The sequence below is a fragment of the Aliterella sp. E5.1 genome, from assembly GCF_057473825.1.
On sequence record NZ_JBYCCV010000006.1, the window covers coordinates 91,426 to 113,670 of the forward strand.

Sequence of the window (22,245 nt, forward strand, 5' to 3'; positions counted from 1 at the left end):
TGATTTGAAGTATTTGAGCTTTTCAAAACCTTCAATCATACCTTCCCATCCACAGATATTGCTTGCCTCTTTTCCCCAATCCCTATAAATCCAACTATTGCTATGCTGCCAGAACAACAACAGCGTATTTTGGGCTACTTCATTGAAGAAGCTAAAGACCACCTAGTTACTATTGAGCAAGGATTGCTGAACTTGCAAACCACGCTCAAAGACTCAGAAATGGTCAACGACCTGTTTCGAGCCGCTCACTCGGTCAAAGGTGGAGCCGCCATGCTAGGAATTAGTAGCATTTTACGGATATCTCACCGTTTTGAAGACTTTTTCAAAATCTTGAAAGAATCTCACAATCTTCAAGTCGATCGCCAATTAGAATCACTATTATTGCAAGTGTTTGATGCCTTGCGGGCGGCGGTGGGGCATTTAGAAAGTGCTACCTTGAGCGACGAAACTGCCAGTGCATTGATGAGCAAAATAGAGCCAGTTTTTACTGAAATCGACCAACACTTGGCGAAGTGCGACTCAGATAATCCAGATGTAATATCTGTGTTTCAAACCCATGTGCCTCTGCAACTGCGGCAAATGTTGGAACTGTTTAAGCAAGCTCAGTCTCCAGAATCTGTCCAACAACTCCAGGAATATTGTCAGCAATTAATTAAGGTAGGCGAAGAATTTGCCTTACCTGATTGGAGCCATCTATGCCAAATGGCGGCAAAGGCGATTTCTAATCCCCACAACACCTACCGCACTCTAGCGCCCGTTGTCATCAAAGAACTCAAGCAAGCTCAAGAATTAGTGGCGACGGGACGTGGCGCGAAAATAGTTAGTTGCGAACAACTACAAGCCCTAGCTCCAGAACTATCCTTGAATTTTGAAACCACGACATCTAGTGTGATCGCCGATGATTTATTTGAGTTTGAATCTGAAGATCGGGAAATAGCCGCTTTGTTCGAGCTAGAAACAGACGCTGACGAAGTCTTAACCCCAGGTTATCTAGATGCTGAGTCTCAAAGCAAGATGTTAGCACTCGATAACTTGTTTACGGATCAAACTACGTTTCAAGAATTCCCCATTGCCCAATTTAACTTTACCGATCTGTTTGAGGACAATACCGCCCAAAACGATAATGAAGAAGGCGAAAACTTCTGGGACGACGAAGTATTTGCTGCCGCAGACGAAGTAGAAGCAAATCTGTTTGCTGCCCAAGATGACTTACAAGTAGTAGCGGCGGATGATAGTCAAGTTCAATTCACTAACGAGCGATCGCTAGAAACTACCGAACCCATAGCAGAAGATAAATTTGACGATTTAGATGAGCTACTAGAACCAACCCCCGTATTTTTGGGTTCTCCTCTCCAATTAGATACGCCAAATAACGCGCCGAGTATCCCCCCAGCAATAGAAGCACCAGAACCGAGTCTGGCAGCTAGTCCCAAGCGGGCAGTATTTGAGCAAATGATGCGCGTGCCAGTCAAGCACTTAGACAACATTAGTAACTTGGTTGGGGAACTGGTTGTTTATCGCAATAGCTTAGAACAAGATCAACAAAGGCTCAGACAATTTCTAGATAACCTACTTAGTAAAGTGCAACAACTAAGCGAAGTAGGGTTCAAAATGCAGGAATTGTACGAACGGAGTTTGTTGCAAAGCTCTCTTACCAATCGCAAAAAAGAAGCCAATCCATCCGTTGTCCCAGACAACAGCAATACTCATGCTATAGGTGTTGATTTTGATGCTTTAGAAATGGATCGCTTCACTGGCTTCCATACCCTCACGCAGCAGATGATTGAGCTAATTGTCCGGGTGCGCGAATCTTCTTCTGACATCGAATTTGTAACCGATGAAACCGATCAAGTAGCTCGTCAGTTTCGCCAAGTTACAACTCAATTGCAAGAAGGCGTAACCCAATCGCGCATGGTCACGTTTGCCGAGATTGCGAGTAGATTGCCCCGTGCTGTTAGAGATATTTCTCTCAAGAGTGGTAAGCAAGCTGAACTGATCGTTAATGGTCAAGACACCTTAATCGATAAAGTGCTATTAGAGCAACTGTACGATCCCATGAGTCATTTGGTGAATAACGCCATTGCTCATGGAATTGAAACCCCAGATGTGCGAATCAGCAATGGCAAATCACCCACGGGAAAAATAACTATTCAGGCATTCTACCAAGGTAATCAAACTGTTATTTCTGTAACTGATGATGGTGCTGGCATTGATACTGACAAAGTTTTAGCTAAAGCTATTGAAAAAGGGCTAGTTTCTCCAGAAAAAGCTCAAACTATGGCGCGCTTAGATATTTATAACCTGCTATTTCATCCTGGTTTTAGTATAAAAGACACCATTGATGAATTTGCTGGACGAGGCATTGGGATGGATGTCGTGCAAACTAGCTTAACTGGGATGCGCGGCTCGATTAGTACGGATTCTATTTTAGGATCGGGAACTACTTTTACTATTCGTCTGCCTCTAACTCTGAGTATTTGTAAGGCGCTATACTGCTTGAGCGATAAAGCTCGTATTGCCTTCCCCATGGATGGTGTGGAGCAAATGATCGAGCTTCCAGTTAAAGATGTAGTTACGAACGCTCAAGGACAAACTTGCTTTGCTTGGCGGGACAACTCCTTGCTGCCATTTAAACACCTCAAAGAACTTTTAACCTACAATCGCCACCTCAGCCGTGGCAGCATCTACGGTAGCGGTCGCTCAGAAGACACAATTTCACTGATTGTCCTCCGCAGTGGCAACACGTTTATGGCAGTGCAAGTCGATCAAGTGTTAGGGGAGCAAGAAATTGTTATTAAGCAGTTTGAAGCTCCCGCACCGAAACCCTTGGGAGTTTCTGGAGCTACAGTCATGGGAGATGGGCGAATTATGCCCATTGCTGACGTACTAGAATTAATGGCACTGGCAACAGGACGACTGCAACGAACACCGCTTAATCTGCCGGATTCTGCTAATGGCAGAATTCCTGCTAAACCTTTGGTCAAAACCGAGCCAATGGTATTGATTGTGGATGACTCGATTACTGTTCGAGAACTGCTGTCAATGACCTTTAATAACGCTGGCTACCGTACCGAGCAAGCTCGTGATGGTCAAGAAGCTTGGGATAAATTAAATGATGGGCTACCTTGCGATATCGTCTTTTGCGATATTGAAATGCCCAGAATGGATGGATTAGAGTTACTGTCTCGCATCCATAAAAGCCCAAATTTTCAGAATCTACCCATTGCGATGCTCACTTCTCGCGGTTCTGATCGCCATCGCCAAATGGCAGTTCAATTAGGTGCAAGTGGTTACTTTATCAAGCCGTATCTTGAGGAAGCTTTGTTAGATGCTGCCCAGAGGATGCTCAAAGGTGAGGTATTGGTTACTGCTCCTAGCACTGTGTAAACGAATCGGGCGATCGCTTTGCTCTTGCATTCATGGCAAAGCGATCGCGCCTAAATTAATAAGCAAGTGTCATAATCGATTCAATTACTAAAATGATTTAATTGTTGGAAAACTAATCTTATGTCCTTTACGCCTAAAGTAAAGTGAGTAGATATTGATGAGTAGCAATAGTTAAAGTAAGCTTTGAACCTGCTGAAAGAAAAATGTTTTTACTTTTTTAAGCTTGGTGAAATTTACTACCCTTAATTGAAATGTCTGTATTTCAAGACATGATTGCTGATTGAAATTGAATGCTATTAATTAAATTGATGCAGAAACTAGGTTAATGGAAGGCTTGGCTCTTGAGTCTTTAGATGTAGTTCAGTTTGTGGGTGCTTTACAAAAAGAATTTGAGCGTAAAAATTTACAATTCCAAAATTTATTTATGCACGATGGCGATTATGTCGATGAAATAAAAGTCAAGGAAGTTGTGGAGTTTTTAAACAAAAACATTACAACAAAAATAGAAATAATTGTAGGTTTTTACTAAATAAATTTAATTTTTGCCGAGCTTAATTAATAAAAAATTTATAGTTTTTTAATATCCCAAAATTAAATGTTCGCGTTAGCCTAGAGTAAGTATTTAAACTCAAGAAGCCGGAGAAGCTGAGATTATTAGCGATATCGCAGCTACTGGTAGATATGAATAACTACTAAACGATGAGCGATCGCGAACTAGATACTTTCTTAGAATACCTTAAGCAAAACCAAGGCTGCGACTTGACTGTTTACAAGCAATCAACCTTGCAACGTCGATTGGGAGTAAGGATGCGTCAGGTTGGAGTCGGGAGTTATAGCAGCTACTTAGACTATCTCAAACAACATCCTGAAGAAATTTCCTGCTTACTTGATGCTATTTTTATCAACTTTACAGTTTTTTTTCGCGATCCAGACGCTTGGAAGTACCTAGCTGACGAAGTTATCCCCAAAATTATTAGTAAGAAAAAAGCTCACGAGCCAATCCGGATCTGGAGCGCCAGTTGTGCGTCAGGAGAAGAAGCATACACTTTGGCACTTCTTTTTGTTGAAGCTTTGGGAATGGAGCAGTATTTACAGCGAGTCCAAATTTACGCTACTGACGTAGATGAAGCTGCTTTAAGACAAGCACGACAGCATCGTTATACTAACTCCGAGGTAGCAGGTGTCCCCGTAGCACTTTTAAACAAGTATTTTGAGTCAACTCCCCAAGGCTATATTTTCAATCCTGCATTGCGTCGCCGGGTAATTTTTGCTCGTCACAATTTGCTTGAGGATGCGCCAATTTCTAAGCTTGACTTATTAGTGTGCCGTAATACGCTTATGTATTTCAACCACGAAGCGCAAGTAAGAATTTTGATCCGCTTTCATTTTGCCCTAAAAAACTTTGGCTTTATTTTTTTAGGTAAAGCAGAAACTTTAGTCAGCCGCCCGTTTCTGTTTACCCCTATTAATATCAAGCACCGTATTTTTAGTAAAGGAGCTAACTTAGGTGCTAACGATGTCTTGATGTTAAGCAACAAAAATCCCCAAGCAAATAAAGACGCGGTGTTAGACTGCAAAAATCTTTGGCAATCAGCGTTTGAAACTCATCCTATTGCTCAGTTAATTGTGTCTCAAGACGGCATCATAATCGGGGCAAATGAAAGTGCGAGGGCTTTATTGAATGTGTCAGCCAACGATTTAGGGCATCCCTTGAAAAAGTCGCAGTTCATTGCTCAGTTTGTTGAATTGTACTCAAAGTTCGAGCAGAGTTTGCACAATCGTTGTCGAGTCAAAGTTAAAAATGCTCAATGGTCAACAGCTAAGAGTATCTACAATCTAGATATAGATATAGTCCCAATTTCAGATTTTGAGCGCAATTTTTTAGGCGTGAGCATAACATTTAGTAACGTTACTCCCTTGAAGCAATAAAAGTTGCGATCACCTTGTAAAGCAGTCAAGAGCAAATTATTTTGCCCATGCCAACCTTTAAACTTATATTTATCCTCCTGATTAATCACTATGCAACTTACCCAAACACCAGCCATCAATAACAGCCAACGGCGGCAACTTGCACCTTTAGAGATGCCAGAGCGTCTGCTGCTAGGACCAGGACCATCTAATGCTCACCCTGACGTTCTCCAGGCAATGAATACGCCTCCTGTAGGACATCTCGATCCGGCATTTTTGACGCTGATGGATGAAATTCAGTCGTTGCTACGGTATGTGTGGCAAACAGAAAACCCCCTAACTATTGCAATTAGCGGCACGGGAAGCGCTGCTATGGAAGGCGCGATCGCAAATTCAATTGAACCTGGCGATACTGTCCTGATTGGCGTAGCTGGATACTTTGGCAATCGGTTAGTAGATATGGCAGGGCGCTATGGCGCAGAAGTACGCACTATAACCAAACCTTGGGGGCAAGTTTTTAACTTACAAGAACTCCGCAGCGCCCTAGAAGCTCATCGTCCGGCTATTTTGGCGCTAGTTCATGCCGAAACTTCTACCGGGGCGCGTCAGCCGCTCACGGGGGTGGGAGAATTGTGCCGCGAATTTGGCTGTCTACTATTGGTAGATTCGGTGACAAGTTTAGGTGGAGTACCGTTATTTTTGGATGAATGGGGAGTAGATTTAGCCTATAGTTGCAGTCAAAAAGGTTTGGGCTGTCCCCCTGGTGCTTCGCCTTTAACTATGAGTCCCCGCGCTGTGGAAAAGTTGCAACAGCGCCAGACAAAAGTTAGCAACTGGTATTTGGATATGGAGTTATTAAGCAAGTATTGGGGCAAAGAGCGCACCTATCACCATACCGCCCCGATTAACCTCTACTACGCCCTGCGGGAGGCTTTGCGGCTACTAGCACAAGAAGGGGTTGAAAATTCCTGGCAGCGCCACCAACAAACGGTAGAGTATTTGTGGCAGGAGTTAGAAAACTTGGGTTTAAAACTGCACGTAGAGCAAGAATTTAGACTGCCAACACTAACCACTGTCCGCATTCCTGAAGGTGTAGACGGGAAAGCAATTTCCCGCCAGTTACTCAATGACTACAATATTGAAATTGGCGGCGGCTTGGGAGAATTGGCTCAGAAAGTTTGGCGGATTGGACTAATGGGTTACAACAGCCGCACGGAAAATGTCGATACACTCATAGCTGCTTTAAAACAAGTTTTACCCTAGGATAGATAGTTAAAAATGGGCGATACCAGTGTCGCTTGCCAGGTAACATAAGTTGAAAACCTAATATAGTTACCTGGCTTTATGTCTGCAAATAATTTAACCCTCAATTTAGTTGAAGGTTCGGTGTCTTTTAGCTTCTCTGCCGAATCCGCGCGAGAAATGCAAAATGCGATCGCGCAATTAATGACTAATATTAAAGCGGCGGGGGTAAAAACTCCCGGCACGAAGTCCAAACCCCAACCGCCACTAGAATACCGTTACACAGGGAAGGTATTTCTCGAAATTTTCTGCAATCCCAATATTTGGGCTACCCCTTTTGCGGCTAAAGTCTTGATTACTTTGCGCGATGAGAACGTCCGGTTAACTACCGAAGCAGAATTAACCCGCTTGATTGAAGACCTTAACCAATATTTAGAACAGGTGGGTTAAAGCATTAAGTAGTTAAAAAATTTATCAGTTAGTAGGTTGTAGTGATTTATTTTAAACCTCTACAAAACTCTAACTGTTATGGTTAACCGATTTTTGTATTAATCTTTGCAACTTCTTTGTGGTGTCTCCTCTCCATCTACCCAAGCTCCGTTAACTGGTCGCAGTTAGCATTGGGTATTTGACAGTACTTGTTGCTGTCTAGAACTCTAAAATTAGTCGTTGTCCCAATGTTCCCGACCGATTAAGTCGCCGATGCGATCGCGCAGCAAAAAGTCACATTGTTCCAACTCGCATTCTACACAAACCCATTCCCGTGGTGGAATGTACTCGCACAAAGTGTAGATTGGCTGCTGCCTACTGATTACACCTTTTTCTACTAATTGACGTGCTTCATCTTTAATTACATTCAAAGAATATCGAATTGATGGCAACGTATTGACACTCATGGTTTTAACCTAATTACTCATTTTGTTTTATCGCGATGAACGCTCACCAGGCTAACAAACATTATTAAGATCAGCCTCAGTAGCCACAGTTTTGTAGTTCGTTATACTGAATTATTTCTATTGTGGCGCTATAGCTATAGAAATTATATTAACATATGTTGCAATAGTCAGCAAATGTTGACAAATTAATCTAAAAATTATTTGTGGTTATAGTTGTAACTAAATCTATTTTTTGGCTGTTTTGCAGGGCTTTAGGAGAAATATAACTCTTTTAATAAGCTTGCTACTTGATTATTATCCTAGCAACCAATAAACAAAATACGTCTTTGGATAGACTAGAGTTATTTCTTAAATAAGGCGTGCAAAGCAATAGTTTGTACTTGAGGAATTTGTCCGTAGGAAAAAATACAAGGTATCTCAGAATTCATAGCTGGGGTGAGCTTTTCGAGAACATAAGGACTACCGTAAATCACTAAAGCTTGTAGGGTATTAGAGTTTAATAATTTTTTAAACCAATCAATGCCTACTTGAGTTAAACCTGCACTACCGCGAAAAGGATTGCCGCGAATAAATAGTTGCAGCAAAGTAGGTATGTTGTCAGTTTCTGGCGTAGGGTCAAAAGGCGTGTGGCGATCGCATAACACCGTAGTATAGCCAAGAGATTTAGGCAACGCGATCGCGGGGCTTTGTTCAGTTAAAAACTTACCGCTACCGAGCAAATTGTCTACCACAATCAAGTTGCGTTCGTTGGGAGATGGTAGTAGAGGGACTTTCCCGCTAACTACCTGCGAGCAACGCAAGATTTGATTAACCGTTTCTAGCGCCTCCGGTTTAGCTAGTTCTAGAGCAATATTACTTGGCTCTATTTTTATCCCTTCTACCCGGCGCTTGGCGTGCCAAATTCGTTCTACCGAGTCGCGAATCCTTTGCGCCGAAATCCGACCGCTCTTGACCGCCTCACACACCGCATTGATAGCGCCTTCGGGGTCGGAGGGCATAAGTAAAATATCTGCCCCAGCTTCTACAGCTAAAACGGGAGATTCATTAATTCCGTAGCGTTTAGAAATCGCATCCATCATTAAAGCATCGGTGACAATTAAGCCTGTAAAACCAAGGCGATCGCGCAGTTGCCCGGTTAAGATTGGCTTAGATAGGGTTGCAGGATACTGTGAGTCCCAACACTCAATAAGTAGGTGGGCGCTCATCACCGCATCTACCCCCGATGCGATCGCGCTTGTAAAGGGCGCTAATTCAATCTCTGCTAAGCGGCTGGGAGAATGAGCTAAAACGGGCAAATCGACATGAGAATCGGTGGTAGTATCGCCATGACCGGGAAAATGCTTTGCGGTGGTGAGTACGGGGTAAGCTTTCGCGCCTGCAATAAAAGCATTGGCTAAAGGGCTAACAACGGATGGAGTTTCACCAAAAGCGCGGACATTAATTACTGGGTTATCGGGATTGTTGTTGACATCTACTACTGGCGCAAGTATCCAATTAATGCCAATTGCCAAAGCTTCGGCGGCGGTAATCGCTCCCATTTTTTCGGCGTATTGGGCTGCAAGTTGGGGATTAGTTCGGGCAATTTGACTAATTGCCATCGGTGGCGCAAACCAAGTAGCACCAGGAAATCTTTGCCCAACACCTTCCTCTATATCCGCCGCAATTAGTAAGGGAATTTTTGCCCAGTTTTGCATTTGCTGCGTTCTTAGGGCTAATTCCGCCGCACTCCCTCCGAGAAAAATTACGCCGCCAATTCCTAATTCCACCAAGTGCTGCATAGTTGCAGTAGTTGCTTCCCATTCTGGGTAAGGAATTTGATGATCGAACAAGTAGCCGCAGGTACGGACTACAACCATTTGGGCTACTTGCTGCGCTAGGGTAAGCGTGTCTAGATCGGGTAGAGATGCGGTCATAATCGGAACTTACCTAAATACTTAAACTTAGGTATTCTATCTGCATATTTTGCTGCAAAACCTATTTGTCTTCGTCGTCTAAATATTCGTCGTCATACTCATCGGACTCTAAGTTTTGATCGGCGGGGCGATCGTGGTTTAGCTGGTTAAGTAACGAAAGTACCTTAGTACCTCGTTCGATGGAAGGATCTTCTTGAAATATGACTTCTGGAGTCCGACGCAGGCATACTCTTTGCCCTAATTCGGTACGCACAAAGCCTGTAGCAGATTTTAGTCCTGCCATTGTTTCTATTTTTGCTTCTTCACTACCATAGACGCTGACAAATATTTTGGCGTGTTGGAGGTCGCCTGATACTACTACATCGGTTACACTGACCATGCCTGAGCCTACACGGTCATCTTTTATATCGTGGATGAGCATTTGGCTAACTTCGCGTTTAATTAATTCGGCAACGCGAGAAACGCGACGGTTTGTAGCCATAGTTATTTCGGCTCCTGATGGGGTATGTTGTATTATTCAAATCTAGTCTATACCGTACTCAAACCCAACATTGCGCGGAGGGTAAAGACGGTAAAAACAATTACACCAAATAGTAGGCTAATAAGAGCGATCGCACTTACGGGGCGTTTAAATAAAGGCGCTAGGGGTGCAAAGGCGTTGATAGCCACTCCCAATATAATCGTCACTAGGTAGCGCGGGTAACGCGACACGTTGTCCCAAAATCCGTCAAACATATCTTTCTATATGGGTTTTTTCAATATTTTACTATAGCAATTCCAGGTCATTAGTGTTGTTAGTTTTGGCAACGAACCGCACCAGCTATAAAGATAATGAGAGGTTAAGCAATACTTCTGCTTCGCTCAGTAACAATAATCAAGGTTGTTAGTAGGTTTAAATGCTGCAAGTAAGTTCCCCGCCTTGTCGTCCTTTTTTAAAATGGGCTGGTGGTAAAAGTAAGCTAATTGAACAATATATTCCCTATTTTCCTCAAAGTTTTACCAATTACTATGAGCCTTTTTTGGGTGGGGGTGCGGTATTTTTTTACTTTTGCGGTGTTAGACCTGATGCCAATAAGTTTATTTCCGATATTAATCCTGAATTGATTAGCACCTACTGTTGTATAAAAAACAACGTTGAGCCGTTAATTAAGTTACTAATTAATCATCAGTTGCAGCATAGTAAAGATTATTACTATCAAATGCGTTCGCAGTCGGAAGGTTCAGAGATAGAAAGAGCCGCACGATTTATTTATTTAAATAAAACTTGCTTTAACGGGCTATATAGAGAAAACTCTAAAGGTCAATTTAATGTGCCAATGGGTAAGTACAAAAATCCTACAATTTGCAATGCGAATTTACTTCATTCTGCTTCTGTAGCTCTGCAATCTGTAACAGTTTCGATAAAACAGTATGATGATGTTAGCGCTAAAAATGAGCAAGACTTTGTATATTTCGATCCACCTTATTATCCTCTAAGTGCTACTAGCAACTTTACAACTTACAGCCGCTATATTTTTAAGGAAACAGAGCAAATTAAGCTGAGAAATACGTTTGCTAAACTAGCCAATCGGGGAGTAAAAGTTATGTTGTCTAACTCTGATTGTGCCTTTATTCGGGAACTTTATAATGATTTTAATATTTACGAGATATTGGCATCAAGAGCTATTAATTCTAAGGCAGAAAAACGAGGTAAGATTACCGAAATATTAATTACATCATACTAAAACGCTTTTACGAAATAACTTAAGCATTGTTTCATCGTCATTAAGATGAAACAATTTTATCGAAATGCTCAACTGTTGGGAATGGCTCATAAAAATGATGTAGTAAGTTTTTCCATTGTTGATACTCATTAGAATTTCTAAAGCCAATAGTATGAGCTTCTAAAGTTCTCCATCTAATAAGCAGTAGATATTTTCCTTGTACTTCTAAGCATCTATGAAGTTCATGAGATAAGTATCCGTCCATAGACGCGACAATGCTTGAAGCTTGTTGAAAAGCAGATTCAAAATCATTTTCTAGACTAGGCTTGATACTAAGCATTACCGCTTCAAGAATCATTAGGACTTTTTATCTAAACTACTTTCAAGTTAATCGCACCCCGTCAAAAGCACAACTGTTAATGTCAATACAGCTAAATTTTTAAGCGATCGCATTTAGCTTTCTGTATTAGCTTCTAACCAAGCTACTAAGTCACTGAGGTTGGTAAAATCTAATAAAGCTTCAGCCAAATTTTCTAACTGGGGGAGCGGTAAAACTTCAATTTGAGATCGCATTTCTTTGGGAACCGTCCCAATTCGGCGTGTAAGTTGGCGCACAACTACAGCTAATTCCCCTTGCTGTAGACCTTGCTGTACGCCTTGTTGTAAACCTTTTTGGAGAATTTCTTGATAAATTACTGATTCTTGCATAATTTCCTCTCTGAAGAATTGACGAATCAATTGTTTCTTAAACTTCAAGCCTGCTAGTAACTGAGTGCATATAGCTACGTCTTGTCGCTCCTCTAATGATTCTATGTTACTAATTTGCTGAGAAATTTGGGTTAATAATGTCTCTGGCGCTTGGGTAGCTGCTAAGGTAGCTAAGGGAAGGAGTGCAGTGTCTTCCAAAAATAATGCTGGATTTTGCTCCCACATTCGCACAACTTGATAGCTGTGGCTAGTATTTTCTAAATTAACCCCTGTTTCGATAACTGTTGCTTTTGCAGGTTTTTTGAGCAAAATTACAACTTGGGTAATAGGTAGGCGATAACGACGGTGCAATCTTACCCAATAATCTAGCATTCGTAAGGGTAGCGGTGGGTTGGTATCAACTTCAACTTGAAATTCAATATGCAAAATTCTTTCTTGGGTACGAAGAAAAGTTACGGAATCGGCACGGATTGGTTCGATACTTAGTTCGCTTTTAATAATTTCTCCCACCGTAATAGGTTTACCTAGTAACCAAGTAGCAAAACTGTTAGGATACTTTTCGCAAAGGTATTTGCAGAGATTATCGAACTGTCTAGCGCTCATAATAGTTGCTTAAATATTTTTCACAGGGATAATACCTTTGTCAAAAATGACAGACTTGGTATTAATACCGCTAATTTCTAAGCGATCGCTATACAAATCAAAGGCGGCAAAACTAAGTTTGCTTTGGGCGTGTGCTGTCCACTCGGAAGTAACTATCGGGCGAGTCCCCGCCCCTGCGCCACAAGTTAGGTAGGTAATACCGTTAATAGTGCGGGTACGTTCGTAATGATGGTCGTGTCCGTTGATGTAAAGTTGGACTCCGTACTTTTGAAAAATTGGCGTTAGGGTTTTGACGAAAGGCTGATTTAAACCATAATGACCAGATGAATAAATTTGGTGATGTCCAAATACTATTTTCCAAGGTGCAATACTTTGGCTAAGTTCTTTGTCTAGCCAGGATAGTTGAGTTTTCCAATCGGCGTTATGGTTGGTGTCTAAGGCAAAAAATTGAACTGCATCTTGCCCAAAAGTATAGTAACGCCCTGCCATATTGAAGTTGGGATAGCGTACTTGAGGTTCGCCGTTAGCCGTGCGGATGTCGTGATTTCCCAAACACGCTTGAAATTTTACGCCTTGCTTAAGTAATTTTTGATAAGGACGCTCAAATACAGCATTGATTTTTTCAATTTCACCATTGTTGTAAATATTATCTCCAGCTAAAATTACTAATTTGTAAGGCTTTTGCTGGTAATAGCGCGTCATTGCTTCAGCTACTGCATATTGCCCTTTATCCCCCGTTCCCGTGTCGGCGACAGAAACAAAACGCAAAGGAATTTCTGAGGTGGACGCATACTTAACAGAATTAGCTGCTTCTACATTTACACTACTAGAAGCGTTCGATTTCTTGAGTTTGTCGAGCAAAAAAGCTAAACCAAGGGCGCTAAAGCTACTTAAACCTAGGAAATGACGGCGTTTGAGGGGCATATATTACCTGGCGTTGCAAGTGAATGATAAATTAGGGCTAAAGCCTGGAAAACAGTATTATGTATCCAGAACTTTCGCCGCACTCGTAAAAATTTAGCCTATTTGCTGTGTTATGGGAAAATTTAATGTCACAGAACAGGTCAAATTCACCGCCGCCAAAAAAACAAAGTCCGTCGATTTTGCAGGCGCAAAGTGTCAAAATTTTACAGGGAATAATTCGGGTATCGGAAAATGCGATCGCCGCAATTGAATCCGAATCCCCCCCAGATTCATCAAATACTTTTGTTCAAGTTCAGCGATTTTGGAGTAGGATACTAGCACCAATTCGCTTTTTGCTACCAAGAAATCTGTCAGCGAAGTTATCCGATCTAGGTTTAACGGGTATTATTGCTGGATTATTAGTAGTTGTAGTATGGATAACTACTTCATTTTCAAATTCACCGCCGCAAGTAGCTACTATCCCGAATGAACCTGTACCAGTTGTAACTACTCCTGAACCAGAACCAGCTACAACTCCTGAACCAGAATTAACACCGCCAATAGAAGAAAGTAAACCTATAGAAGTTATCCCCACACCCGAAATAGAAGTTTCCCCGCCACCCGAAGAAGTCGAACCGACTCCTGTACCCAAGGTAGAACTGACACCAGAACAAAGCTTGATTGCATCGATTCAGGAGCAAATAACTAAAGAGGGCGATCGCATTTCTGATGGTTTAATTCAATCAATTAGAGCTAATTTTGCGGGTGGCAATTTAGTTGTTCAAGTTAAAGACGATTGGTATAGTCTCGGACAATCGGAGCAAGATAAATTAGCCCGAAAGCTGCGCGATGAGTCACAACAATTAGATTTCACGCACCTAGAAATTACCGACTCCCAAGGAACTTTGTTAGCGAGAAGCCCGGTAATAGGTAAGAATATGATTGTGTTTAAGCGGGTAGCTAGTTAATGTGCGATCGCGTTTTGATAGGCTTTAACTTGCAAATCTATTCCGGTAATTGCTGTACCCACTACCACAGCGTAAGCTCCTAAGTCTAAAGCTTGACGCGCCATTTGCGGGGAAGAAACGCCACCTTCACAAATTGCGGGAATATTTAGCTTGACTATTTGACTTAGTAATTCAAAGCCTGGAGGTGTTAAACCTTGGGTTTGACTTGTGTAACCGTACAAAGTAGTTCCTACTATATCTGCACCTGCGTTTATAGCGGCGATCGCATTTTCTATAGTATCTACATCTGCCATTACGGGTTTACCTAGTTTGTGAATCTGAGTAATTAAGCTAGTAATAGTTTCCCCTCCGGGACGCTCTCTAGTTGTGGCATCTATAGCAATGATATCTGCTCCCGCTTGAGCGATTACTTCGGCGTGATGAAATTGCGGTGTAATGTACACTTCATACCCGGATATTATTTGCTTCCACAGCCCAATTATCGGCGCATTGCAGCGTTGTTTGACTGATTGAATGTGGGCGGGGGTATCGATTCTGATTGCAACTGCACCTTGGTTGATCGAGGCTTGGGCGATCGCGGCTATAACGCTAGGTTCGTATAGTGGGGAATTTGCAGGCGCTTGACAAGAGACAATTAAGCCATGACGCAGAGGCTCAATAACTTTAGTAAAATCAACGGGCATAAAAAGTAGTTAGGGCTTAAAAATAGCATTTTAAGCCCTAACGTTTGTTAAATATATTTATCGCCCAGCAGCTTAAGCGCTTGTTGCTGCTATTTCTCTTTCTACAAGATCCTCAACAACAGGCTTACGCGAAGTTAAGTCAAACTTGTAACCATCAGGGAGAATATGCAACTTAGCGCCACAAATTGCTAAAGCCTCATCTTTGAGGATTTCATCGATATTTGTGTGCATTACGTCCGCTACATCTACAACAGTTACAGCGCCTTCGCCGACTACTTGCAACTTATTGTTCTGCACTAATACAGAAGTATTTTCATCAATCCCAAGCCCTAAGACTGCGGGTTGCTGTACTAGAGCCGAAAGTAAGCGCCTCAAACGCCCACGCTGGAGGAAATGCTGATCTATTACTATTCCGGGCAGAAAACCCATACCAGGAGCCATTTCTACCATATTAACGCGCGGATTTGTCTCGGAATCTCCTTCAACAATCATCACGTCAGGCATCATCGCTGCACCCGCACTTGTACCTGCAACTACTATTCCTTCTTGGTAGCGTTTGTGAATCGCTGCATCGATTTCGGTGTCTTTAAGTATGCTGGTAATTCGAGATTGATCGCCGCCAGTAAAAAATACGCCCGTCGCTTTATTCACTGCTTCTAAGTAAGTAGAAGAACTGGCATCTTCACGCTGGACAGTATCTACTATGCGAATATCTTCCGCTCCTAAGCGCTCGAATACTTTAATGTAGTTTTCTCCTACTTCTCTAGGCATTTCTGTGGCTACAGTCATCACTACAATGCGCGCATTTACACCCCCAGCGCGACGCACAAATTCCCGGAGAATTTTGCAATCTCCTTCTTTGTCTTCTGCACCACCAATAATTAGTAGCTGCCCACTGCTTTCACTCACAATGATGTTCCTTACAAGCGTTTATTAGTAATTTCAATAAAGCATGAGGAAATTGATAGATAAAACTACTATTTGGTAGATATTTATACAGAAACTTTTAATCCTTCGAGGTATTTAATTACAAAAATAAAGACTAAGGTTTTTGCCATTAAAAAAAAGATGGATAGTACCCAAGTTTACTAAAAAGAATTTTAAATTGTGCAGTAATTAAAGACTATTCGACGGCAAGACTCCGCGCAATCAAATCGTTGAGAAAATCTCTAGCCTTTCTAAAGGTAAATGTCTTGGTTTTCCTTCATATACAATTTGGTATTCATCGTTATCTGGTCCAGCTCCATAACCAGCAATTAACTTGAGGTGAAAAGCTTTCTCAGCCAGTTCTTTAATTTCATCTCTGAGTTCAGCTTCTTGGGGAGATATATTTGGCTGTCTCATAAATGGATTTTCTAAAGTGTTGTTTGTATTGTTAAACAAAAGTGTGATGACCTACACCTTTCAAAAGTTATATCTTCAAAAGAGGGCGTTTAGCTAAAAGGAGATTTTTTATGGTTCAAGCTCGTAGCACGGAGACGGTTCGCGTCAATGCGAGAAAATCTGACGCATTCGATATTTTTAATATTAAGCATTACCAAGGAGCAAACCCTTACTTAGAGACAGGAGCATTGGTATTTAATTTCGCGCTGACGGGGTTCAAAGAACCATTAGAAATTGAGGAGTATTTACAAATAATTGGCGAACTTTATCCTCAAATGCTCAATGTTGAAGGTGGTTACAACTCCTACGCACATTTATTTGCCCGCACGGTTGCAGAAGTTGGACAGTTAGATATGGGCTTGCATTTAGATAAGTGGAGTTGCAAACCTGGAGAAGATGAAGCAATCATTGGAGTTCAATCGCTACACGCTCGGACGAGTAGAGCAGTAGTTTACTTTGTTTGGGACTGGTTTGAGGCGATGACGCAAAACCAATCTATTGTGTTTGACGAGCAGATTAAAGTAATTCAGGATATGTTTAGGCGCTCTGTTTACGGTGGTCCGACAGTTTATGCTTTGTTACGCACCGCCGCCGTTAAAGATATTCCTACTTTTTACCTGTGGGATGAAGGACTAATGCAATACGGCTATGGCAAAAAGCAAGTTCGCGGTATAGCGACTACTTTTGATAGCGATAGTCATATAGATTCAGATTTTACTACTCGTAAAGATGATTGCAAGGCTTTTTTACATACTCTGGGCTTCCCCGTACCTACAGGGAATATTGTCTTGACTCGCGAGGAAGCAATCTCTATAGCTAGAAGTATTGGCTATCCGGTAGCAGTAAAGCCTGTAGTCGGTCATAAAGGCATTGGGGTGACGGCGGATGTGCAAGACGTGGACGAATTGAAAGCGGCTTTTTCACGGGCTGTGAAGGCGATTCCTGAAGATCAACCGACGCGAGTAATTGTCGAAAAAAGTGTTTCGGGGGCAGATTTTCGCTTGCTGTGTGTCAATGGTAGATTTGTCGCCGCTACTGAGCGCCGCCCTGCTTGGGTTGAAGGTGATGGAAAACTAACTATTGACGAATTAATTGAGCGGGAAAATCGCACCAAAGCCCGTAGAGATACGCCAACTTCAGCTTTGAGTAAAATTCAGCGCGATGAGGCGATGGAGTTGTTTTTAGAAGAACAAGGATTGACTTTAGATAGCGTTATTGAGAAAGGAAGGCTTGTATATCTGCGTAAAGTCGCCAACTTATCGGCGGGTGGGGTAAGTATTGATGCAACCTCATCGGTTCACCCTGATAATATTGTGTTGGCGCAAGATATCGCCCAGCATTTTAGGTTAACTTGTTTGGGAATAGATGCGATCGCACTTGACTTATCGAAATCATGGAAAGCTGGCGGTTTTGGCATTTTGGAGATAAATTCAGCGCCGGGTATTTTTATGCACCTCAACCCTGCTACCGGGGAAAGTGTGGATGTTCCGGCTCGAATTTTGGAAACTTTTTTTGCTGATAATAGCGATGCCAAAATTCCCCTAATTACTTTCAATCTTATTGGCAAAGAAGAATTAGAAGCAATTATTGACTATATTCTTTTACAACACCCAGATTGGACAATTGGCGCGGTTTGCAAGGAGGGAGTATTTGTCAATCGCTCGGAAAAAAACCTAAATAAAGATTACAACAGCAACGTACAGAACTTGTTACGCAATCCTAAACTTGACTTATTAATTGCCGAATACCAGGGAAATATTCTCGAAAGAGAGGGGATGTTTTACACGGGTAGCAATGTAGTAATTTTGGATAATCCTACCGACACTGAAAGGATGTTGGCGCGAGACATTAGCGGAGACTCTATTTTGGTAACAAAGGAGCATAACAGTATCTCAATTAAACGTCAAGGATTGATCGAACAATACGATCTTGGAGAAAGCGAGCCATTTTCTCGCGTCTATCTCAAAGAAATTGCTACTATTTTGTAGCTCCTCATTACAAAAAACATCGTGCATCGGATTAGCGCCACACCGGGAGGATGGAACCCTCAAGCTGAGGGAGTAATCTTTTTAGAACAAACTCCCGCTCCTATAGTATTGCTGACGGCGGCGGATACAGATATTCAAACAATTGCCGCCGCCGTAAGTAAGTTACCTGTCGGTTTTCCAGCCTTGCGGGTTGCCAATCTCTTGCAATTGCAGCAACAGCTAACTATTGATACTTACGCTGAGGAAGTTTTAGAAAAAGCTCAAGTAATTATTTTGCGGCTATTGGGGGGACGCTCTTATTGGAGTTACGGCTTGGAAGTAGTGCAGGAAACTGTACAGAAAACAGGTGCAGCACTAATTGTTATTCCTGGAGACGATCGCCTAGATCCAGAATTAATTAATCATTCTACCGTTGCTTTGTTTACTGTCAATAAGTTGTGGCGCTATTTTACTGAGGGTGGCGTTGAAAATATTATTCACGCTTTGGAGTTTGTTTGCGATCGCACTTTAAAAAATTCTACGTTTTTCAATCCACCACCGCCCCAAAACGTTCCCCGTGTGGGTTTGTATCCTTATAATTCTGTCTCTAACGCGCCGAGAGTTGGCATTTTATTCTACCGCGCTCATTATTTAGCTGGAAATACTCTCCCGATTGAAGCACTCTGTCAGGCTTTAACGGCTAGAAATTTGCAAGCAATCCCAATATTTGTATTTTCTTTGCGCGACTTGGAAGCGCAAGCGGAGTTATTGGAATATTTACAAGGCGTTGATTTACTTCTCAATACAACTAGCTTTTCTTTGGCGCGGTTGGAGACGGAAACGCCGCAACTAGATTTGTGGGAAAAGCTGGATATCCCAGTATTGCAAGCAATTTTTAGTAGCGGTACGGCAGAAAGTTGGGAAGCGCAATTGCATGGACTTTCACCGCGCGATTTGGCAATGAATGTAGCTTTACCAGAAGTAGACGGGAGAATTATTAGTAGAGCAATTTCTTTTAAGGGAGTGGAGGCGCAAAATCCAGACTTGGAGACAGACGTGGTTGTTTATCAACCTAGACGCGATCGCATTGATTTTGTGGCAGATTTGGCATCAAAATGGGTAAGTCTGCGTAACACACCACCTCAAGAGCGAAAAATTGCCCTAATTTTGGCAAATTATCCTAACCGCGATGGTAGGTTGGCAAATGGAGTCGGTTTGGATACTCCCGCTAGTTGCATAGAGATTCTAAAGGCTTTGCAAGGGTTTGGTTATGGGGTGGAAGATTTACCCGCCAGTAGCGACGAATTGATGCAATTATTGGTGTCTGGAGTAACTAACGATCCTGAAGGACGGGAATTGAGAAAAGTTAGGCAATCTCTAGGAGGCGCAGAGTATGAGGAGTATTTTGCAAGTTTACCGGAAGTAGTAAAAAAAGGAATTTGCGATCGCTGGGGTGGCTTGAAAGATAAGTTTGCAATTGCTGGGGTGCAGTTAGGTAATGTATTTGTAGGCATTCAACCATCTAGAGGCTACGATCTCGATCCTAGTTTGAATTATCATGCGCCAGACTTGGAACCTACCCACGATTATTTAGCTTTTTACTATTGGGTGCGAGAAGTATTTGGTGCTAATGCGATCGTTCATGTGGGTAAACATGGCAATTTGGAATGGTTGCCTGGTAAAAGTGTAGCTTTATCAAACGAATGTTATCCAGAAGTTGCTTTTGGGGCAATGCCGCATTTTTACCCGTTTATTGTCAACGATCCGGGGGAGGGATCGCAGGCTAAACGTCGCGCTCAGGCGGTAATTTTAGACCATCTCACGCCGCCCATGACTCGCGCCGAACTTTATGGGGGTTTGCAGCAATTGGAGGGCTTGGTTGATGAGTATTACGAAGCTCAAGGTTTAGATCCGGTGCGAGTGCCAATTTTACGCGATCGCATTATGCAATTAGTTACCCAAGAAAATTTAGCTGTAGATACTTCTACAGAAATATCTTCAATTTTGACTTATCTAGATAGCTATTTGTGCGAACTAAAAGAAGCCCAAATTCGGGATGGTTTGCATATTTTTGGGCAATGTCCCCAAGGTAGACAGTTGATAGACTTGATAGTTGCAATTTCTCGTCAGCCTAGTAATGGACGAATTGGGCTAACTTCTGCAATTGCAGAAGATTGGGGGCTAGATTTTGCCCCTTTAACTACAGACTTGGGACTTCCCTTATCAGCTATTAGTCAGCAAATCCTCACTGATAAAAACTATGCTTGTCGGACGGTGGGGGATGCGGTGGAAGTTATCGAAGAATATGCAGCTTTTTTGGTTGAAAGTGCGATTACCCAGGGGGTAGCGCCAAGGGCGATCGCAAATGTAGAAAATGTACCGTTTATGGACTGGATAAAACTCCGCCTAATCCCAGCATTGCAACAAACAGACCGAGAAATTATCAACTTATTGCACGGACTTGATGGCGGCTACATTCCTAGCGGTGCTTCGGGTGCGCCTACGCGGGGTCGTCCAGAAGTTTTACCAACGGGGCGTAATTTTTATTCGGTAGATATTCGCGGTATTCCCACGGAAACAGCCTGGAATATTGGCAAAAAGGCGGCAGAGGTATTAATTGAACGCTATACCCAAGAGAACGGCGAGTATCCCCAAACTTTGGGTTTATCTGTATGGGGAACTTCGACTATGCGGACAGGAGGCGATGATATTGCCGAAGCTTTGGCTTTACTTGGAGTACAGCCTGTATGGGACGGAGTTTCGCGGCGAGTGGTAGACTTTGAAATTTTGCCTTTATCAATGTTAGGTCGTCCCCGCATGGATGTAACTCTGAGGATTTCGGGCTTTTTCCGCGATGCTTTTCCCAATTTAATCGATTTATTTGATGCGGCGGTAGTTGCAGTAGCGGCGTTAGAAGAAGCGGAAGATCAAAACCCAATAGCCGCGAAAGTAAAAAGCGAAGTGCAAACATGGTTAGCATCGGGTTTGAGTTTAGAGCAAGCGCAAATAAACTCCCAGTACCGAGTTTTTGGTTCTAAACCTGGGGCTTATGGGGCGGGTTTGCAAGGTTTGATTGAGGCGCAAAATTGGAACGATGACAGCGATTTAGCGCGTGCATATATCAATTGGAGTTGTTACGCCTACTCCGGCAAAAAAGAAGGTCGATCTGCGCCGGAAGCTTTTGAACAAAGACTTAAGAGTATGCAAGTTGTATTGCACAATCAAGATAACCGCGAACACGATTTGTTAGATTCTGATGATTATTACCAGTTTCAAGGCGGTTTAACGGCGGCGGTGCGGGTTCTAACAGGCAAAAATCCCCAAACTTATTTTGGCGATAATTCCATTGCAGCCAATCCTCGCGTCCGTCAGTTAAAGGAAGAAATAGCTAGAGTGTATCGTTCTCGTGTCGTCAATCCTAAGTGGATTAGCGGCGTAATGCGTCACGGCTACAAAGGAGCGTTTGAAATGGCGGCGACGGTAGATTATCTATTTGCTTACGATGCTACAACTCGTTGCGTTGAAGACTATATGTATCAAGGTGTGGCGGATGCTTATTTGTTCGATCCCGCCGTGCAAGATTTTGTGCAAGATAAAAACCCTTGGGCGTTGCGAGATATGGCAGAAAGGTTGTTAGAGGCGCATCAACGGGGTTTGTGGCAAAGTGTTGATGCTCAAATGGTTGATAAATTGCGATCGCTTGTTCATCAAGCAGAAGCGATCGTTGAGGGGAAGTGAGTATTTAATCAAAAGCTATGTTTTATGATTGGGTTTTCATTCCCGCCTAGGGTTAAAACCCCAGGCTAATCAATAAAGTCTACTCAAGTAGACTAAATCAATCATTTTCTCGGTTCATACTAAGTTGTGGTCAGAGGTAGTAGAGTATTAAATAGAGAGAACTTTGGCAAAGATAAATGTACAGGAGTCAAGTAACGCAAGCCTGTCCTCATCTAGACCTAGAGACAGTCAAGCAGAAAGTAA

19 protein-coding genes are annotated in these 22,245 nt (G+C 42.4%); 9 read left to right on the forward strand and 10 right to left on the reverse strand.

What is annotated here, in order from left to right; translation table 11 throughout:
- The first annotated feature begins 102 nt into the window (after positions 1 to 102).
- The 5 genes from AC2VE5_RS04205 (at position 103) to AC2VE5_RS04225 (ending at position 6,987) form a co-directional block, all read left to right on the forward strand.
- Positions 103 to 3,387 carry a hybrid sensor histidine kinase/response regulator gene (locus AC2VE5_RS04205; RefSeq protein WP_486886521.1) on the forward strand — a complete coding sequence of 1,095 codons (3,285 nt, stop codon included), beginning with the start codon at positions 103 to 105 and terminating at the stop codon, positions 3,385 to 3,387.
- 325 nt (positions 3,388 to 3,712) lie between these two features.
- Positions 3,713 to 3,916, forward strand: a complete 204-nt coding sequence (locus AC2VE5_RS04210) for a hypothetical protein (RefSeq protein WP_486886522.1) — start codon at positions 3,713 to 3,715, stop codon at positions 3,914 to 3,916.
- Between the two features lie 170 nt (positions 3,917 to 4,086).
- Positions 4,087 to 5,316, forward strand: coding sequence for a CheR family methyltransferase (locus tag AC2VE5_RS04215; protein ID WP_486886523.1), 1,230 nt, complete (start codon positions 4,087 to 4,089; stop codon positions 5,314 to 5,316).
- 90 nt (positions 5,317 to 5,406) lie between these two features.
- Complete coding sequence (locus tag AC2VE5_RS04220) at positions 5,407 to 6,558, forward strand: alanine--glyoxylate aminotransferase family protein (RefSeq protein WP_486886524.1); 1,152 nt, start codon at positions 5,407 to 5,409, stop codon at positions 6,556 to 6,558.
- Positions 6,559 to 6,639: 81 nt separating this feature from the next.
- On the forward strand, positions 6,640 to 6,987 hold the full coding sequence (locus tag AC2VE5_RS04225; RefSeq protein ID WP_486886525.1) for a hypothetical protein: 348 nt from the start codon (positions 6,640 to 6,642) through the stop codon (positions 6,985 to 6,987).
- Between the two features lie 212 nt (positions 6,988 to 7,199).
- On the opposite strand, the gene AC2VE5_RS04230 is transcribed toward AC2VE5_RS04225, so the two are convergent.
- The 4 genes from AC2VE5_RS04230 to AC2VE5_RS04245 form a co-directional block, all read right to left on the reverse strand.
- Positions 7,200 to 7,433, reverse strand: coding sequence for a DUF4327 family protein (locus tag AC2VE5_RS04230; protein WP_486886526.1), 234 nt, complete (start codon positions 7,431 to 7,433; stop codon positions 7,200 to 7,202).
- Positions 7,434 to 7,774: 341 nt separating this feature from the next.
- Positions 7,775 to 9,346: a glycoside hydrolase family 3 protein gene (locus AC2VE5_RS04235; RefSeq protein ID WP_486886527.1), complete on the reverse strand. Its 1,572-nt coding sequence runs from the start codon at positions 9,344 to 9,346 to the stop codon at positions 7,775 to 7,777.
- Positions 9,347 to 9,407: 61 nt separating this feature from the next.
- Positions 9,408 to 9,827, reverse strand: a complete 420-nt coding sequence (gene rbfA / locus AC2VE5_RS04240; protein WP_486886528.1) for a 30S ribosome-binding factor RbfA — start codon at positions 9,825 to 9,827, stop codon at positions 9,408 to 9,410.
- Positions 9,828 to 9,874: 47 nt separating this feature from the next.
- Complete coding sequence (locus AC2VE5_RS04245) at positions 9,875 to 10,081, reverse strand: DUF751 domain-containing protein (protein WP_486886529.1); 207 nt, start codon at positions 10,079 to 10,081, stop codon at positions 9,875 to 9,877.
- 161 nt (positions 10,082 to 10,242) lie between these two features.
- Between AC2VE5_RS04245 and AC2VE5_RS04250 the strand changes: the two genes are divergently transcribed.
- A complete protein-coding gene (locus AC2VE5_RS04250) occupies positions 10,243 to 11,070 on the forward strand; it encodes a DNA adenine methylase (protein ID WP_486886530.1) in 828 nt (275 codons plus the stop codon).
- A gap of 40 nt (positions 11,071 to 11,110) precedes the next feature.
- On the opposite strand, the gene AC2VE5_RS04255 is transcribed toward AC2VE5_RS04250, so the two are convergent.
- The 3 genes from AC2VE5_RS04255 to AC2VE5_RS04265 form a co-directional block, all read right to left on the reverse strand.
- A complete protein-coding gene (locus AC2VE5_RS04255) occupies positions 11,111 to 11,407 on the reverse strand; it encodes an antibiotic biosynthesis monooxygenase family protein (RefSeq protein WP_486886531.1) in 297 nt (98 codons plus the stop codon).
- Between the two features lie 95 nt (positions 11,408 to 11,502).
- Complete coding sequence (locus tag AC2VE5_RS04260) at positions 11,503 to 12,360, reverse strand: Rpn family recombination-promoting nuclease/putative transposase (protein ID WP_486886532.1); 858 nt, start codon at positions 12,358 to 12,360, stop codon at positions 11,503 to 11,505.
- 9 nt (positions 12,361 to 12,369) lie between these two features.
- On the reverse strand, positions 12,370 to 13,284 hold the full coding sequence (locus AC2VE5_RS04265; RefSeq protein ID WP_486886533.1) for a metallophosphoesterase: 915 nt from the start codon (positions 13,282 to 13,284) through the stop codon (positions 12,370 to 12,372).
- 125 nt (positions 13,285 to 13,409) lie between these two features.
- Here AC2VE5_RS04265 and AC2VE5_RS04270 point away from each other — a divergent pair, with 125 nt between their 5' ends.
- A complete protein-coding gene (locus AC2VE5_RS04270) occupies positions 13,410 to 14,231 on the forward strand; it encodes a hypothetical protein (RefSeq protein ID WP_486886534.1) in 822 nt (273 codons plus the stop codon).
- Here AC2VE5_RS04270 and AC2VE5_RS04275 read toward each other — a convergent pair.
- The 3 genes from AC2VE5_RS04275 to AC2VE5_RS04285 all read right to left on the reverse strand — a co-directional run bounded on the left by AC2VE5_RS04275 (position 14,228) and on the right by AC2VE5_RS04285 (position 16,258).
- Positions 14,228 to 14,914 (reverse strand): N-acetylmannosamine-6-phosphate 2-epimerase, encoded by a 687-nt coding sequence (locus AC2VE5_RS04275; RefSeq protein ID WP_486886535.1) that lies wholly within the window; start codon positions 14,912 to 14,914, stop codon positions 14,228 to 14,230. The genes AC2VE5_RS04270 and AC2VE5_RS04275 overlap by 4 nt on opposite strands.
- A gap of 72 nt (positions 14,915 to 14,986) precedes the next feature.
- Entirely contained in the window at positions 14,987 to 15,829 is an 843-nt protein-coding gene (locus tag AC2VE5_RS04280; RefSeq protein ID WP_486886546.1) for a cyanophycinase, read from the reverse strand.
- Between the two features lie 234 nt (positions 15,830 to 16,063).
- The gene (locus AC2VE5_RS04285; RefSeq protein ID WP_486886536.1) at positions 16,064 to 16,258 is read right to left on the reverse strand and encodes a hypothetical protein; all 195 of its coding nucleotides are present in this window, start codon (positions 16,256 to 16,258) and stop codon (positions 16,064 to 16,066) included.
- 110 nt (positions 16,259 to 16,368) lie between these two features.
- Here AC2VE5_RS04285 and AC2VE5_RS04290 point away from each other — a divergent pair, with 110 nt between their 5' ends.
- Positions 16,369 to 18,285: an ATP-binding protein gene (locus AC2VE5_RS04290; protein ID WP_486886537.1), complete on the forward strand. Its 1,917-nt coding sequence runs from the start codon at positions 16,369 to 16,371 to the stop codon at positions 18,283 to 18,285.
- A gap of 21 nt (positions 18,286 to 18,306) precedes the next feature.
- Positions 18,307 to 22,002 (forward strand): cobaltochelatase subunit CobN, encoded by a 3,696-nt coding sequence (gene cobN / locus AC2VE5_RS04295; RefSeq protein WP_486886538.1) that lies wholly within the window; start codon positions 18,307 to 18,309, stop codon positions 22,000 to 22,002.
- The last annotated feature ends 243 nt before the right edge of the window (positions 22,003 to 22,245 follow it).

Bases quoted from the DNA above. Each gene is read 5' to 3' on its own strand.
- AC2VE5_RS04205 (WP_486886521.1), top strand. From the start codon at position 103: ATGCTGCCAGAACAACAACAGCGTATTTTGGGCTACTTCATTGAAGAA.
- AC2VE5_RS04235 (WP_486886527.1), bottom strand. From the start codon at position 9,346: ATGACCGCATCTCTACCCGATCTAGACACGCTTACCCTAGCGCAGCAA.
- AC2VE5_RS04265 (WP_486886533.1), bottom strand. From the start codon at position 13,284: ATGCCCCTCAAACGCCGTCATTTCCTAGGTTTAAGTAGCTTTAGCGCC.
- AC2VE5_RS04220 (WP_486886524.1), top strand. From the start codon at position 5,407: ATGCAACTTACCCAAACACCAGCCATCAATAACAGCCAACGGCGGCAA.
- AC2VE5_RS04225 (WP_486886525.1), top strand. From the start codon at position 6,640: ATGTCTGCAAATAATTTAACCCTCAATTTAGTTGAAGGTTCGGTGTCT.
- AC2VE5_RS04285 (WP_486886536.1), bottom strand. From the start codon at position 16,258: ATGAGACAGCCAAATATATCTCCCCAAGAAGCTGAACTCAGAGATGAA.
- AC2VE5_RS04270 (WP_486886534.1), top strand. From the start codon at position 13,410: ATGTCACAGAACAGGTCAAATTCACCGCCGCCAAAAAAACAAAGTCCG.
- AC2VE5_RS04210 (WP_486886522.1), top strand. From the start codon at position 3,713: ATGGAAGGCTTGGCTCTTGAGTCTTTAGATGTAGTTCAGTTTGTGGGT.
- AC2VE5_RS04230 (WP_486886526.1), bottom strand. From the start codon at position 7,433: ATGAGTGTCAATACGTTGCCATCAATTCGATATTCTTTGAATGTAATT.
- AC2VE5_RS04260 (WP_486886532.1), bottom strand. From the start codon at position 12,360: ATGAGCGCTAGACAGTTCGATAATCTCTGCAAATACCTTTGCGAAAAG.
- AC2VE5_RS04255 (WP_486886531.1), bottom strand. From the start codon at position 11,407: ATGATTCTTGAAGCGGTAATGCTTAGTATCAAGCCTAGTCTAGAAAAT.
- AC2VE5_RS04290 (WP_486886537.1), top strand. From the start codon at position 16,369: ATGGTTCAAGCTCGTAGCACGGAGACGGTTCGCGTCAATGCGAGAAAA.
- AC2VE5_RS04245 (WP_486886529.1), bottom strand. From the start codon at position 10,081: ATGTTTGACGGATTTTGGGACAACGTGTCGCGTTACCCGCGCTACCTA.
- AC2VE5_RS04275 (WP_486886535.1), bottom strand. From the start codon at position 14,914: ATGCCCGTTGATTTTACTAAAGTTATTGAGCCTCTGCGTCATGGCTTA.
- AC2VE5_RS04215 (WP_486886523.1), top strand. From the start codon at position 4,087: ATGAGCGATCGCGAACTAGATACTTTCTTAGAATACCTTAAGCAAAAC.
- AC2VE5_RS04250 (WP_486886530.1), top strand. From the start codon at position 10,243: ATGCTGCAAGTAAGTTCCCCGCCTTGTCGTCCTTTTTTAAAATGGGCT.
- rbfA (WP_486886528.1), bottom strand. From the start codon at position 9,827: ATGGCTACAAACCGTCGCGTTTCTCGCGTTGCCGAATTAATTAAACGC.